This window comes from Clostridioides sp. ES-S-0048-02, assembly GCF_020658495.1.
In the GTDB taxonomy this organism is placed as follows: domain Bacteria; phylum Bacillota; class Clostridia; order Peptostreptococcales; family Peptostreptococcaceae; genus Clostridioides.
In genome coordinates, this window is sequence record NZ_JACVWH010000002.1 from 329,864 (window position 1) to 346,174 (window position 16,311).

Annotated in this window: 13 protein-coding genes; all 13 read left to right on the forward strand. The window is 31.9% G+C overall.

The genetic code is table 11. From position 1 onward, the window contains the following. Positions 1-716: 716 nt before the first annotated feature. The 13 genes from IC173_RS04330 to IC173_RS04390 all read left to right on the forward strand — a co-directional run bounded on the left by IC173_RS04330 (position 717) and on the right by IC173_RS04390 (position 16,287). Positions 717-2,042 (forward strand): uracil-xanthine permease family protein, encoded by a 1,326-nt coding sequence (locus IC173_RS04330; RefSeq protein WP_227434346.1) that lies wholly within the window; start codon positions 717-719, stop codon positions 2,040-2,042. A gap of 374 nt (positions 2,043-2,416) precedes the next feature. Beyond that, positions 2,417-2,905, forward strand: a complete 489-nt coding sequence (locus IC173_RS04335; RefSeq protein ID WP_413927142.1) for a (2Fe-2S)-binding protein — start codon at positions 2,417-2,419, stop codon at positions 2,903-2,905. Further along, on the forward strand, positions 2,898-5,150 hold the full coding sequence (locus tag IC173_RS04340; RefSeq protein WP_227434347.1) for a molybdopterin cofactor-binding domain-containing protein: 2,253 nt from the start codon (positions 2,898-2,900) through the stop codon (positions 5,148-5,150). The genes IC173_RS04335 and IC173_RS04340 overlap by 8 nt, the downstream gene beginning before the upstream one ends. A 133-nt stretch (positions 5,151-5,283) precedes the next feature. Further along, entirely contained in the window at positions 5,284-6,018 is a 735-nt protein-coding gene (locus IC173_RS04345; protein WP_227434348.1) for an SDR family NAD(P)-dependent oxidoreductase, read from the forward strand. A gap of 27 nt (positions 6,019-6,045) precedes the next feature. Beyond that, positions 6,046-7,005 (forward strand): methenyltetrahydromethanopterin cyclohydrolase, encoded by a 960-nt coding sequence (gene mch / locus IC173_RS04350; protein ID WP_227434349.1) that lies wholly within the window; start codon positions 6,046-6,048, stop codon positions 7,003-7,005. 36 nt (positions 7,006-7,041) lie between these two features. After that, entirely contained in the window at positions 7,042-8,022 is a 981-nt protein-coding gene (locus tag IC173_RS04355) for a thiamine pyrophosphate-dependent dehydrogenase E1 component subunit alpha (protein ID WP_227434350.1), read from the forward strand. After that, positions 8,022-8,999, forward strand: a complete 978-nt coding sequence (locus IC173_RS04360) for an alpha-ketoacid dehydrogenase subunit beta (protein WP_227434351.1) — start codon at positions 8,022-8,024, stop codon at positions 8,997-8,999. Before IC173_RS04355 ends, IC173_RS04360 begins: the two co-directional genes overlap by 1 nt. A gap of 17 nt (positions 9,000-9,016) precedes the next feature. Then, positions 9,017-10,282, forward strand: coding sequence for a dihydrolipoamide acetyltransferase family protein (locus IC173_RS04365; RefSeq protein ID WP_227434352.1), 1,266 nt, complete (start codon positions 9,017-9,019; stop codon positions 10,280-10,282). A gap of 138 nt (positions 10,283-10,420) precedes the next feature. Continuing rightward, entirely contained in the window at positions 10,421-11,818 is a 1,398-nt protein-coding gene (locus IC173_RS04370) for an amidohydrolase (RefSeq protein ID WP_227434353.1), read from the forward strand. Positions 11,819-11,846: 28 nt separating this feature from the next. Beyond that, positions 11,847-12,854, forward strand: coding sequence for a dihydrofolate reductase family protein (locus tag IC173_RS04375; protein WP_227434354.1), 1,008 nt, complete (start codon positions 11,847-11,849; stop codon positions 12,852-12,854). Between the two features lie 58 nt (positions 12,855-12,912). Beyond that, positions 12,913-14,313, forward strand: coding sequence for a dihydrolipoyl dehydrogenase (gene lpdA / locus IC173_RS04380; protein WP_227434355.1), 1,401 nt, complete (start codon positions 12,913-12,915; stop codon positions 14,311-14,313). A gap of 119 nt (positions 14,314-14,432) precedes the next feature. Further along, positions 14,433-14,780 (forward strand): TIGR03792 family protein, encoded by a 348-nt coding sequence (locus tag IC173_RS04385; RefSeq protein ID WP_227434356.1) that lies wholly within the window; start codon positions 14,433-14,435, stop codon positions 14,778-14,780. Between the two features lie 163 nt (positions 14,781-14,943). Continuing rightward, positions 14,944-16,287 carry a uracil-xanthine permease family protein gene (locus tag IC173_RS04390; protein ID WP_227434357.1) on the forward strand — a complete coding sequence of 448 codons (1,344 nt, stop codon included), beginning with the start codon at positions 14,944-14,946 and terminating at the stop codon, positions 16,285-16,287. The last annotated feature ends 24 nt before the right edge of the window (positions 16,288-16,311 follow it).

Consider the following 16,311-nt stretch of genomic DNA (forward strand, 5'->3'; position numbering starts at 1 on the left):
GTAAAGATAAACTTTTTATGAAAAAATGTTAAAAAAATATCTAATAGAAGAGAATTTAAATATCAGAGAATGAGAAAATAATAAAAAATAATTATTTTTTTTATATATATTAAAATAATATTGTATTATAAAATGTATATACTATGTCTGATTTAATTAAATAAACAATAAAATATTTATATTTATCCAATAATTAAAATTTTTATGATTATTATATATATCTTTATTTATTATATTTACTGAAATAGTGTTATATGGCTAAAATAAGAAGTTGTATATATTTTATAGAAATAAATATTAAACTGAATTTCGATAATAAAATAACAAAAATTTGAAAATTAAAGTATTTTAATACTGATTTTATTCTACAAATTGATTATTATTTTTACTTTAATAATTCTAAATAAAACTAAAATTAAATTGTCAGAATAATCTTGACAGTATAAAATCGTGACTGTATAATACAATTAAAAATCGGATTAATTACCTAGCTTACAAAAAATAAAAATGATGCTAAAAGCAAACGTTTTATTTTTTTAGTAACTAATCCTCCGCCATTCCTTAAATTAGAGCTTTTCTAATTTCAAAATGTATTACTAAAACTTCATAATGTAACTGTGCAATATTTATTAGGCTCTAACTTTTAAGGTTACTAATAATTTATTACATAGCTCCATACATTTGGCGGCAATGGCGGGAGCGATAAGGGGTAAGATATGGAAAATTACAAGTATGGATTTAATGACAAGCCAAAACTTCTAACAGCAATACCGCTTAGTATGCAACATGTTTTTTCTGCTTTTGCAGGTACTATGTCAGGTGCTATTTTAGTAGCTGTGGGCATGGGTCTCTCACTAAGTGAGACTGCATTTTTGATTCAATGTTCGATGTTGATTGCAGGAGTGAGCACCATACTGCAATCTATGGGAATTGGACCAATAGGGTCACGGTTGCCAATTGTTACTGGTGGAAGTTTCACCTTTGTAGCACCATTAATTGCCTTAAGTACAAATAATGATGTTGGTATTGCTGGAGCTTTTGGAGCAGTACTTGTAGGAAGTCTAGTTTTAACTTTAGTAGGACCTCTTGCAGTAAAATATTTACATAAATATTTTACACCTACTGTTACAGGAAGTGTTGTTTTGGCAGTAGGGTTATCACTTATGAGTTCTTCATTTGACTACGCAGTATCTTTTGATGCTCATGGACCTAATGTAGTTGCTAATTTTTCTTTAGCTATATTCACATTATTATTAACACTCATTTTAAATCAATTTGGAAAAGGTTTTCTAAAAGTAGCATCCATAATAATTTCAATAGTAATAGGGTATGTAGTAGCAATAATATTTGGTATGGTTGACTTTTCTAGTATGGCACAAGCAAATTGGTTTGCAATGCCAAAACCTATATACTGGGGATTGGAGTTCAACTTGGGAGCTATTATAACCATATGTACAATTCATATTGTTACAGTTATGGAAATAATAGGAGATACGACAGGTGTTGTCAGTTCTGTTGAAAACCGTCTACCTACACAAAAAGAATTGATGAGAGCTGTGAGAGCAGATGGAGTTGGAAGTTGTTTTGCAGCTTTGTTTAATGGGCTTCCAGTTATATCAGGTAGTCCAAACATAGGAATAATTTGTATGACAGGAGTTGCAAGTAGGTACATAGTAGCACTTGGAGGAGTAATGTTAGGCGTATTAGCATTTTTCCCAAAGTTTGCCCAGATATTAGCTTTAACACCAGACCCAGTTATTGGAGGAACATTAGTTATGATGTTTGGAACAATTGCATCATCAGGTATTAAGGTTATTGGAATGGGAAAGATGACAAATCGTAATATAACAATTTTAGCAGTCTCATTGGGCATTGGTATGGGTGGTTATTTTAATCAAGCTGCATTAGCATTTTTACCAAGCATTGTAGTCACTTTAATGACTGGTATATCTGGAACAGCTTTATTATCTTTAATACTAAATATTGTATTGCCTAAGGAAAAAGAAGATGTAGTGGAAAGTAAAGTAAGTTGTAAAGCTTAGAGAATGTAATTCTAAAGGATATCCAAGAAGGAGCGCCTTGCTTCTATTTTTTTTACCAAAAATAGAATTGAACTTTGAAGGAAACCTAATAGCTTGCATTTGAGCAGAATATAATCTGAAAGGATATCCAAGAAGGAGCGCCTTGCTTCTATTTTTTTTACCCAAAAACCTTAAAAAACTAAATAATCAAAAGATATGATACTCATTTTAATAAAAGTATAATCTGAAAGGATATCCAGGAGGAGCGCCTTGCCCCTCCTTTTTTAACAGTAATTATGGATTTTACTTGTCAAAGGAGAGTAAATAACTTGGATAAATTAATCAAAGATTAAATTTCATAGAAAATATTAAAATTTAAATTATGTGGGGAGAAGGTGGAGATTATAGATGTTATTGAACTTGATATAAATGGCAGATTGAGAAAGGTGAGTATAAAAAAAAGCTGGACTTTACTTTATGTTTTAAGAGAAGTGTTTAATTTAACTGGAAGTAAGTGTGGATGTAGTACTGGTGATTGTGGAGCTTGTAAAATAATTTTAGATGGAGAAGCAGTTAATTCATGTCTGATTCTAGCAAGAAACGCAGTTGGGAAAAAGATATTGACAATTGAAGGGTTGTCAGATGGAATCAATATACATCCAATTCAACAAGCATTTATTGATTGTGGAGCTGTTCAATGTGGATATTGCACTCCAGGGATGATAATGTCGGCAAAAGCCTTACTAGACAAAAATCCAAATCCTTCTGAGGAAGATGTTAGAAAGTCTATAGATAACAATCTTTGCAGATGTACAGGATATGTAAAAATTGTTGAGGCTATACTTTTATCAGCAAAAAGGATGGGGGGTATAACCTGTGAGTAATAAATTTAAAATTATTGGTGAGAGAGTCCCAATAAGAGATGCTGTACTTAAAGCTACTGGCCAACTTAAATATACTGCGGATATGAAAATTCCAAATATGCTTTATGCTAAGGTTTTATTCAGCCCTATAGCGCATGCAAAAATTAAAAAAATAGACACATCAAAAGCTGAAAAATTAGAAGGTGTAAAAGCCATAGCCACTTATAAAAACTCACCTCAAAAAGCCTTTAATAGTGCCATGAGATTTTATGAACATGAGTTGCCAGAGGTTGAACATATCTTTGATGATACTGTTCGTTTTGTTGGTGATAAAGTTGCAGCTGTTGCAGCTGAAGATTTACAAACTGCTGAAAAAGCATTGAAGCTTATTGAGGTTGAATACGAAGAATTACCATCAGTATTTAATCCAGAAGAAGCAATACAAGAGGGTGCATATCCAATCCATAAAGGTGGAAACAAGCTTGCAGTAAGTGTACAACAGTGTGGAAATATTGAAGAAGCTATGAAAAAAGCTGATTATATTTTTGAAGATAAGTATACACTTCCAGCTATACATCATGGTGCAATAGAAACTCATGTGGCTATTGTAGATTATGATTACAATGGAAAACTTACTGTTTATAGTCCTAATCAAAATACTTTTGGCTTTAGGATAATCTTATCTAAGTTATTTGAAGTACCAATGAATAAAGTTAGACTAGTAAGTCCAGCTATTGGAGGAGCTTTTGGAGGTAAATTAGAGATTACAATTGAGCCAATTGTAGCATTATTAGCAAAACTATCAGGTAGGCCAGTTAAACTAGAACTTAACAGGAGAGAAACTATTGCTTCAACAAGAACTAGACATGGTGCAGTTGTATATCTAAAAACAGGTGTTATGAAAGATGGTCGAATTGTAGCACAAGATATGAAAGTTCTAACAAATACAGGAGCATATGCATCAAGTGCTTTAAATGTAATTGGAGCAATGAGTCATAAAGTATTTAAATCATATAAGATTGAAAATATGAGATATACAGGAATACCAGTGTATACAAACACACCAATTGCAGGAGCAATGAGAGGATATGGTTCTCCACAAGCTTTTTTTGCACAACAATCCCAACTAAATAAAATTGCAAAAAAACTAAATATGGATATTTTAGATTTACAGCTTAAGAACTTAGTTGAACCAGATGGAATAGACCAACGATTTAAAAGTCCTCATGGTAATCCAAGACCAATAGACTGTATAAAAAAAGGTGCTGAAATGTTTGACTGGAAAAAACAAATAAGACAGCAAAATGAATCAAATGGTAGGTTTTTAATTGGTGTAGGTATGGCAGTTGGTTCACATGGAAATGGATGCTTTGGGGCACATAGAGATATAACAGCTTTAATGTTGAAAATGAATGAAGATGGTTCAGCTGTATTATATACAGGTACTCATGATATGGGAAATGCATCTGTAAGTGTGCAGGTACAAATTATATCTGAAGTACTTGGAATAAGCCAGGAAAAAATAGAATGTATACAGGCAGATACAGAAGCATCACCATGGAATTTAGGAGATTACGCAAGTAGAGGAGTTTTTGTATCCGGAAATGCAGCTTTAAAAGTAGCAAACTCAGTAAAAAAAGAGCTTTTAAAAGAAGCATCCCAACTCTTAAAAGAGGATGAAGAATATATAGAATTTAAGGACGATAGAGTTTATTCTATCAAAAATAACAACAAACAAGCCACTTTATGCGATGTCATGATACATGCTCAAAGGGTAAGTTTAAGAGAGATTATAGGAGCTGAAACTTTTGCATCTCAAACTGGAGCAAGTTCATATGGTGTACATTTTGCTAAAGTTGAGGTTGATACTAAACTGGCAAGTGTAAGAGTTTTAGAATATGTTGCAGTACATGATGTGGGTAAAGCTTTGAACCCAATGTCTGTAGAAGGTCAGATTGAAGGAGCAATTCAAATGGGAATAGGATATGCGTTAACTGAAGCGCTTGAGTTTGATAATAGAGGAAGAATAAAAGCTAATTCATTTCGCTCGTATCATATGATAAAGGCTAGTGAAATGCCACAAATAAAAGTTGGAATGATAGAATGTGGAGAACCTGGAGGTCCATTTGGAGCTAAGAGTATAGGTGAATGTTCTGTTGTACCATCAGCACCAGCAGTAGCAAATGCAGTAGCAAATGCGTTAAACTGTGATTTTTATAGTTTGCCATTAAAGAAAAATATTTTAATGGATAATATAAATATTTAATGTTGTTTTATACAAAAGAAATTAGTTATACAAAGTAAAAAGATATTTATTTAAAATACTTTAGATATTGTAATGTAAGATATTTTTCTAAATATAAGTTTGAATTATAAGAATGTAGAGGATGTGATGGATTGTGAATTTAAGATTTAAAGATAAGGTTGTTGTGATAACAGGAGGAGGGCAAGGATTAGGAGCAGGATTTGCTTTAGATTTTGCTATTGAAGGAGCAACAGTAGTCTTAATTGGTAGAACTAAAAGTAAATTGGATAATGTTGCAGAAAGAATCATTAAATCTGGTGGTAAAGCCTTTGTTTCAGTTTGTGATGTAAGCAAACCAGAAGAAGTAGAAGTTTGTTTTAGTGAAGTAATAGATAAATTTGAGCGTGTAGATGTATTGATTAATAATGTAGCTCTCCATAAATCAGCTCCAGTAGTTGATACTACAATTGAAGATTGGGATGCTCAGATAAAGACTAATTTAAGTGGAACTTTTTATTGTACTAAGGCTGTTCTTAGAACAATGATTGATAAAAAGTATGGAAAAATAATAAATATTAGTTCTACAGCAGCAAAACATTTTTTTCCGGGTTTTGGGGCATATGCTGCTTCTAAAGGTGGGATGGTAAGTTTTACTCAAACTTTATCAGAAGAAGTAAAAGAGTATGGAATCAATGTAAATGCAATATATTTAGGTATGACTAATACTGAATATACAAGAAAAAGATTTGACTATGATGATGCAGTTACGATACCACTTGAAGAAATGTTGCAAGTGGAAGAAGTATCAAAAGTTGTAACTTTCTTAGCATCTGATGAAGCAAGTCCAATAATGGGAGCTGCAATTGATGTATGTGGGAAGAAGGCATAAATAAAATATATATTGAGAGGTATAAAGATGATAAGTTTAAACAAGAAAGCTATGGTGGTAGTAAGAGAGATACTGGAAGATGCAGAAGCATTAGGGTGTGAAGTTGTTAAGATGGATTGTGGAGCAACTATAATTGATATGGGATTAAATTGTAGTGGAAGCTGGAAAGCAGGTGTTTTATTTACTAGGGCTTCTATAGGCGACCTAGGAACAGTATCATTAGGAGATTTTAAATTAAATGATGAATATTCTTTCTCAGCAGTTGAAGTATTTATAGATAAACCATTGATTGCATGTATGGGTTCACAGATTGCTGGATGGAAACTTGGAGAAGGTGAATTTGCAACTATTGGGTCAGGACCAGCAAGAGCTTTAGCAAGAGTTAAATCAGACTGGTATTTTGAAATGACTCCATATAAAGACACTTATCATGAGGCAGTCCTATGTATCCAAGATATAAAATATCCTAATGATGAAACGGTCTTAGAGGTTGCAAATGCTTGTAAAGTAAAACCAGAAGACACATATATATTAATTTCACCAAGTACATGTATTGTAGCATCAATGCAAGTGTCAGCAAGAATTATTGAGCAAGTATGCCATAAGATGTTTGAAAAAAACTTTGATGCAGGTCAAATTGTACTTGCTAGAGGAAAAGCACCAATCGCACCTGTATTAAAAGATGAACTTAAGACTATGGGAAGAATAAATGATGCATTGATTTATGGTAGTGAAACTGAGTTTTGGGTGGATTCGACTGATACTGCTATTGCAAAAACTATACACCAGTTGGCAGGGAAAACTTCGTCTCCAAATTATGGAGAGTTGTTTGAAGATGTATTTGAGAAGGCAGGAAGAGACTTTTTCTATGTAGACCATGATGTACACTCAATAGGCAAAATACAGATACATAATATAAATACTGGGAAATCATTTTCGGCAGGAGAAATAAATTACTCAGTACTTGAAAAAAGTTTCTTAAAATAAACAACTTAAAAATTTATTGATTCAGGGGGAGATAAGATGGCATTAGGTAAGTTAAGATTAGAAAAATTATACCGTGACATGGTTATGATTCGCAGATTTGAAGAAGTAATAGAAGTATATGCTGCCAATGGAACAATACCAGGATTTGTTCATTTAAGTATAGGGCAAGAAGCTTGTCAAGCAGGCATAGTTGATGCACTTAGAAAAACAGATTATAAATTTCCAGACCATAGAGGTCATGGAACTATAGCACTTTGTGGTACTGACCCAAAACTTGTAATGGCAGAAATTTTTGCTAAGGCTACAGGAATAAATGGTGGTAGAGGCGGTTCAATGCATATAAATGATATTGAATGTAGAAATATGGGGTTTAATGGAATACAGGGTTCAACTATGGTAACTTGTCTTGGTACAGCTTTTGCATCTGTGTATAAAGAAACAGATGATGTTACAGCAGTATTTCTAGGAGATGGAACTTTAGGAGAAGGAACTTGCCACGAAAGTCTTAATATGGCAGCAACATGGAAACTTCCTATAATATATTGCCTACTTAATAATCAATATGCTATATCTACACACTATACAGATTCACATCCTCAAAAAGAATTAAAAACTTGGGGAGAGGGGTATGAGATTCCAAGTTATAGGGTAGATGGAAATGATGTAGAAGCAGTAATTGAGATAGTGGAAATAGCAGCAGATAGGGCAAGAAAAGGTGAAGGACCAACTTTAATAGAATTTCTCACTTATCGCTGGCAAGGTCATTTTGCAGGAGACCCAGCAGCATATAGACCTGAAGAAGAAGTTAAGTATTGGAAAGATAGAGACCCAATCAAGTTAACTAGAAAGATACTTATTGAAAGAGAAGGTATGTCAGATGAATCACTTAAGCAAATAGAAGAAGAAATAGAGGCTGATGTTCAAGAAATGCTGAGATTCTCATTGGAGAGTCCATCACCAGATATTAAAGATGCAGTTACACACACATATGTTGATAGAGAGGTGGAGATAAGATAATGGGAAGAAAACTTTCATATGGAATGGCAATAAATGAAGCACTTCATCAAGCTATGGAAAATGATGATAGAGTTTTTATACTAGGTGAAGATGTAGCTAAAATGGGTGGAGATTTTGGGATTACTAAAGGAATAATGGCTAAGTGGCCAAATAGAATAAAAGATACAGCTTTATCAGAATCAGCTATATTGGGATTATCAAATGGTGCAGCACTTTGTGGACTAAGACCAGTTCCAGAGATAATGTTTGCAGATTTTTTGGGAGTTTGTTTTGACCAACTTGTAAATAATGCAGCAAAATTAAATTTTATGTTCCAAGGAAAAGCACATTGCCCAATTACTGTTCGTGCTGTACAGGGAGGTGGTATACGCTGTGCATATCATCATTCAGTTTGTGCAGAGTCATGGTTTATGAATACACCTGGGCTTGTAGTAGTTTCACCAACAACACCTTATGAAGCTAAAGGGATGTTGCTTTCAGCTATAAAAAACGATAATCCTGTATTATTTTTAGAACATAAAATGCTATACAATGTTAAAGGAGAAGTGCCAGTTGAGCCATATGAAATTCCTCTATATGAAGCTGAGATTGAAAAAACTGGAAGTGATATTACTATAGTAGCTACTCAAATGATGTTAGGGTTAGCACATAAAGCAGCAAGTCAACTTGAAAAAGAAGGGATTAGTGTAGAGATAATCGACCTTAGAACTGTATTTCCTTATGATAAAAAAACTATAGTAGAGTCAGTTGCGAAAACTAGTCGATTGGTTATTGCTCAAGAAGGTCCAAGAGTTGGAGGATGGGCTGCTGAAATATCTGCAATGATAAATGAAGATGTATTTGAGTATCTAAGTGCACCAATAAAAAGAGTTACATCAATTGATGCTCCAGTAGCATATGCACCAGTTTTAGAGGATTTTGTTCTACCAAAATTAGAAAATCTAATTAAGGCTTGTAAGGAAGTTATGCAATATTAGTTAGGGGAGGATAAACAATGATTACAGAGGTTAAGATGCCGAAGTTTGGTCTTTCTATGGAGGAAGGAACAATTGGCACATGGTTGATTGAAGAAGGAAGTGTAGTAAATAAGGGTGATGAAATTTTAGAAGTTGAAACTGACAAGATTACTAATACTGTTGAAGCACCAGAAAGTGGGGTATTGAGAAAAAAATTTTTTGAAGAGGGCGATATTGCTAATTGTGGAGAACTAATTTGTATAATTGCAGAAGCCAATGAAGATATTAGTGGATTTAATTTGATAGATAAAACTGATAATGAAAAAGAGGTAGATATTTTAAGTTTAGAAAATGCAACTAAGAAAAAAGATTTAAATATAGACAAAAAAATAACTCCGAGAGCTAAAAAAATAGCTGAGGAAAAAGGAATTAACTATTCAAATATAGAGGGTACAGGAATACATGGTTCAATAACAATTGATGATTTGAAAAATTTCATGAACAATAATCCAGTAGAAGAAGTTATGGAAGTCAATCAAAATAAAGTAGTAGAAAAAGAAGTACGGCAAGAAGTTACCAATATTTCTCAAGTTAATAACATTAAGGTAAATATAGGAGAAAATGATTTGGTAACTAAGATGACACCAATGCAAAATGTAATAGCAAAAAAAATGCATGAGAGTTTATTGACAACAGCTCAAACTACAATTGCCACTGAATTAGAAATTACTAACTTATCAAAAGTATATAAAGGATTGAAAGAAAAGTATAAAAAAGTAGGAGTTAAATTAAGTTATACAGCTCTTATAATAAAGGCTGTAGCTGAAGCACTTGAAAATCATCCTAAACTTAGAACACAAATAGTTGATGAAAATCATTTTAAAGTAAGTAGCGAAATTAATATAGGTGTAGCTGTAGACATTCCAAATGGCTTGGTGGTACCTATAATAAAAAATGCAAATTTAAAAGATTTAAAAACAATATGTATTGAACTAAGTGATTTAAGTGATAGAGCTAAAAATAACAAGTTAAATTCTGATGAAATGAGTAATGGAACTATTACTATAACTAACTTAGGGATGTTTGGAATAACATACTTTACCCCAGTATTAAATACACCAGAAAGTGCAATTTTAGGTATTGGAAGTATAATAGAAAAAGTTCTTGTAAAAGATGGTGCATTTTACGCTGGTTCAACAATGAATATGAGTTTAACTCATGACCATAGAGTAGTAGACGGAGCTCCTGGAGCACGTTTTCTTCAAGAAGTCACACAAAATCTTTTAGATTTTAGATGGATGTAATTCAGCCAGATTTAAAGTGATTTTATAGTATACCAGTAATCTGACAGATAGTTTGTTATGCGTTTCTCGAAAGATTTTTTCTCTCCAAACTATCTGTCAAAATTAAGATATAGCAAAAAATTATATGGAGGTTACTACATGAGAAAAGTAGATTTGATAATTAAAAACGCTTATCTAATTTCAATGAATAATGAGAGGAAAATACTAAATGATGCTTGTATAATAATTGAAAAGAACAAGATAATTGATATAGGAAAGACGAATTTACTAGAAAAATACATCTCTGAAAAAATTATAGATGCTAGAGGGAAATTTGTTTTACCTGGATTTATAAGTACTCATTCTCATCTATTTCAGACTTTGCTAAAGGGATTAGGAAGAGATAAATTATTGTTAGACTGGCTTGATAGCTCTGTTAGAAGAGCTATACATAAAATAGATGAAGAATGTTGCTATTATGCAGCTTTAACAGGATGTATAGAAGCAATTAGAACAGGTACAACTACTATACTTGACTATATGTACTGTCATGGAAAAGAAGGTCTTGATGATAGTATAATTCAAGCATTTGAAGACTTAGGAATAAGAGGAATACTTGGTAGAGGATTTACAGATACAAGCAAATTCCCAAAAGAATTTGGTTGTACCTATCATGATACAGAACAAAAGTTTTTTGATGATGTCAGAAGATTAGATAAAAAATATAGAGACCACTCGAGAATAAGTTTAGCATTAGCTCCTGGTATTATATGGGATAACACAGAAGAAGGATACAAAGAAATGAGAAATATAGCCAATGAGCTTCATATTCCAATAACTATGCATTTACTTGAGACTAAGGACGATGATAAATACTGTTTAGAAGATAGAGGTATGAAGACTGTGCCATATCTTGAAAAAGTAGGAATTTTAGGGCCTGACTTTATTGCAGTCCACTGCATACAAATGTCAGATGAAGACATAGAGTTATTTAAAAAATATGATGTTAAAATATCTCATAATCCAGTATCTAATATGGTTCTAGCAGCAGGAGTAGCACCAATTCCAAAGCTTATTGAAAATGGATTGACTATAAGTTTAGCTTGTGATGGCTCAGCGAGTAATGATACTCAAAATATGTTAGAAGTAATGAAAATGACTACATTATTACAAAAAGTTACTCATAGAGATGCAAAGCTTTTACCTTCGTCAAGTGTACTGGAAATGGCAACACTTGGAGGAGCAAAATCCATAAATAAATTAGACTGCTTAGGGTCAATAGAGATAGGAAAAAATGCTGATATTATAATTTATAATCCATATAAAAGTGCAATTTCTATACCAGTTCACGACCCAATTAGTTCATTAATATATTCATCTACTCCAAATAATATAGAAACTTCTATTATAGATGGAAAAGTAGTTATGGATAAGAATCAAATAGTTAATATAGATGAAGAAAAAGTAATCTATAAAACTCAAAAAATATCAAGTAAGTTAATAGAGGATGTTGGTCTAGGAAATATGCAATGGGGAAAAAGAATTTATGGATTATAAAAAATAATTGAGAGAAGGTGGTCAAAGTATGAATAAGCTTGAGTTTTTCAATATACCAAAACATAACTTAAAAATAAATGTATTAAATAGAAATGAAAAGATATTAGACAATCTAAAAGAAGAATCTAATGAAAATATCTGTATACCAGATGCTTTAGAGTATTATACAGAGTTGTTTTTTCCAAAATCAAAAGATAAAAGACCATATATATTTTCATCTATGGTGCTTTCATCTGATGGAAAAATGGCATATGAAGACAATAAAGCAGGCCCTTTAATTGGAAAAAATAATTTTGTTGATCCAGATGGAGCCTTGGCAGATTTTTGGGTTTTAAATGTTCTAAGAGCATATTCAGATGCTGTAATTATAGGGGCTAGAACGTTGCAAAATGAACCTGGGATAACATGTCATGTATTTGATGAAAGTTTGACACAGCAAAGAAAAGACTATTTAAATAAAAAATATCAGCCATGTGGAGTAGTAGTTTCTTTTGATGCTAGAGATATTCCATTTGACCATTATACATTTAGAGTTGATAAGAGTCAGGAATATAAAATGGTTATAGCCACATCTCCAAATGGTTGGGATTATATAAAAGAAAATTCTCCTTTAAAACACATATGTATAGGGAGTTTTAATTCAATTAAGGATGTTGATGATTATAAATTTGAAGAATTATACAAAGATTTTGATGTTTGTCCTGTAATTGTTACTGGTAAAGATAGTACTCCAGACTCTAAGATATTACTTTATGTACTTAAAAGTCTAGGGATAGAAAAAATGTGTATCGAATCTCCTTCATACTGTACTCACCTAATTGAAAATGAATTATTAGACGAATATTTTATGAATTATTCCATGGTATTTGTTGGTGGGAAAATGACTCCAGGCTGTACAACAGCTTATAGCCATTTAGAACATCCACATTCGGAACTATTGATAGTAGGAATGCATAGAAATAATTTTATTTTTACACGTCAGAAACTTTGTTATGGTATTAAAAATAAAGTAGATTTAACAAGCTATAAATATTGATACTAAAATTTTAATTATAGATATTAATATCTATAACTTAAAAGGAGGAAAAATAAATATGAACGCTGATTTAATCGTAATTGGTGGTGGTCCAGGTGGGTATGTTGCAGCGATTCGAGGAGCTCAACTGGGGTTAAAAGTTATAATTGTAGAAAAGAATGAATTTGGAGGTACTTGTCTAAATACAGGTTGTATTCCTACAAAGACACTATTTAAAGATGCACAGGTTTTAAATTATTTTAATTATGCTGAAGAATATGGGATAAAAGTTGATGAATATAAATTAGACTTGGAAAAAGTTCAGAAAAGAAAGAAACATATAGTTAAGACCTTAACTAGTGGTGTAAAAGGATTATTAAAAGCAAATAAAGTGACTGTAGAAAAGGGAGAAGCAAAGTTAATAAGTAAGGATTCTGTAGAGATAAAATTAGAAGATGGCTCAAAGAAGATAATTAAAGGAAAAAATATTTTAATTGCATCTGGTTCAAAATCTTCTAAGCCTCCTATTAAAGGGATTGATTTGGAGGGAGTAATAACAAGTAAAGAAGCTTTAGAAATAACTAAGTTGCCTCAGAAATTAGTAATAATTGGAGGTGGAGTTATAGGAATTGAGTTTGCAGGAATTTTAAATGAATTTGGTTCAGATGTAACTATAGTTGAGTTCTTGAATAATATAATTCCTATGGTTGATAATGAGGTATCTAGTAGGTTAACTAAACTACTTAATAAAAGGGGGATTAAAATACTACTTTCATCAAAAGTAGAAGAAATATCTAAGAGTGATAAAGAACTAGTAGTAGATATAAATCAGAATGGAGAAAAAACAAAGATTGCTTGTAATAATGTACTTGTATCTACAGGAAGAGAGTTAGATGTAGATGGACTAAATCTAGATAATTTAGGCATCAAATATGATAAAAAGGGAATAAAAGTCGATGAAAATTACTGCACATCTGTACCAGGTATTTATGCAATTGGAGATGTAATTGGAGGAATAATGCTTGCACATGTTGCATCTGAAGAAGGCAAAGTAGTTGTTGAACGAATTGTAGGGGAAAAAACAAGTGTAGATTATGACTTAGTACCAAATTCCATTTTTACTTTTCCAGAGGTATCTACAGTTGGATTGTCTGAAGAAGAAGCCAAAAATAAAAACTTAGACTATGTCGTTGGTAAATTTCAGTTTTCTGGTAATGGAAAAGCTCTTACAATGAATGATTCAGATGGTATGGTTAAGGTAATTGCTTCAAAAGATAAGACTACAATATATGGGGTTCATATCATAGGGCCTAATGCTAGTGATTTAATTCATGAAGCTGTAATTGCAATGAAAGCAATGTTGACAGTTGAAGAAGTTGCAAGTACTATGCATGGACATCCAACCTTATCAGAAGCTTTTGCAGAAGCTACTATGGGAATAGTAGGTAAAGCAATACATGTACCTCCTGCTAGAAGGTAGTCTTGCAAGAAGTAAAAATGAAGAGTGGTTATATGCAAGAATATTATGTTAAAAGTACTTAAATGTAAAAAGCATTTAAATAAAAAAGTAGTCAAATATTAAAGAGGGAAGTATATAATATGAAATTAAAATCATTTGAAAGACCTTTATTTATTGAAGAGCTAACTTTTAGGATAGATACTAAATTAATAGAAAAGTACTTACAATTAGATTATGAGATTTGGATTAAAGGTCTAGAATTATTAGAAGGATTTGCTGGTTCTGAGATATGGATTAGTGAAAGTAATCCAGGAGAAATAACATCAATAATATATTGGACAGATTACAAGTACTATAAAAATATTGATAAAGATTGGCTAAATGATAGAAAGAAAAGAATGTCTGAATTAATGGGAGAAGGAAATTTAGAGTTTGTAAGAGCAGAGCATGATGTCAATAAAAAGTATAAACTTAGAGAATATAAATAATAAGATTAAGTGCACTAAACAACTATACATAAATAATATTTTAGTTAAAATAAATATCATTTAAGTTAAGAATTAACTAGATTAAGATGTGTATAGCTCAAAATTAATTGTTAATAAATTCATGGTCGTAAAGAAAAATAAAATTTATGGGAGGATTTATTTTATGAAAGAGCACGATACATCAAAATTTCATCTAGAGGGGAAACCGCCTTTTAAGGAAGCTTTACCTTTAGGATTACAGCATTTTGTTTCAATGATAGCTGGTAATATGGTTCCAGCTATGCTTATATCGAATATAGTAGGGCTTGATAAACAGATGTCAACTATGCTTATGCAAGGTGCTATGTTGGTAGCTGGAATAGCAACTTTACTACAATTGTACTCAATACCACTATTTAAAGGGCATAGGCTTGGTTCAAAGCTTCCTGTAATAATGGGAACAAATTATGTGTTTTTAGGTGCATGTCTTTCAGTAGCTGGAAAATATGGGCTTAAAGCTCTTTTTGGAGCTCAAATTGGAGGGGCAATAGTAGTGTTTTTTATAGCCTTTGGAATTAAGAAGATAAGACATTTATTTACTCCAATTATAGCAGGTACAATGATTGCCTGTATGGGTATTAGTCTATTTCCAACCGCTGTAAAAAATTTAGCTGGGGGAGAAGGCTCAGCCACATTTGGAGAACCTATAAATTTCGCAATAGGACTTATAGTTGTTGTAGTCATAATTTTGCTTATGAAATTTGGCAAGGGTTTGGTTCAAGATGCTGCAATTTTAATAGGTATAATATTTGGTTATTTAGTATCACTTGCATTTGGATTGGTTGATTTTTCTGCAATTCAAGGGACATCAATACTTTCTTTTCCAAAGCCATTGGCATTTGGTCTAGAATTTAGACTTGATTTAATATTAATGTTTGCCATTTTATTTATGGTAGCTATAGCTGATATGATGGGAGCAGCAACAATTGCTACAATGGGAGCTATGAATAGAGAGGTTACAGATAAAGAATTAGAGTCTGCTACAATGGGAAATGCATTAACATCTATAATTGCATCTGTATTTAGTTCAATACCAACAGGAGTATTTGGTCAAAATGCTGCAATCGTAGCTATAAATAAAGTTACTAGTAGATTTGTATTGTCAATTACAGGAGTAGTATTAATTTTAGTTGGATTTTCGCCATTATTGGGTGCAATAATAACTACTATACCTTCATGCATAATAGGAGGGGTCGCTTTAATCGTATTTTCATCAATTGCTATGGCTGGTTATGATATGATAAGTCAATGTGGATTTACGTCAGATAACAATCTTATAGCAGGAGTTTCAATTACCTTAAGTATAGGTATAACTTCAGTTCCTCAGACTTTAGAAAAGTTTCCAGAGATTATTAGAACCTTAGTTGGAAATTCTTGTATAGTATCAGTATTTATTGTAGCAATGATAATTAAATATATATTATCAATAAAATCGAATAAGTCTAATGATATAAACATAGAGGCTTAAATTAAAATTTGTGGGAGGTATAGT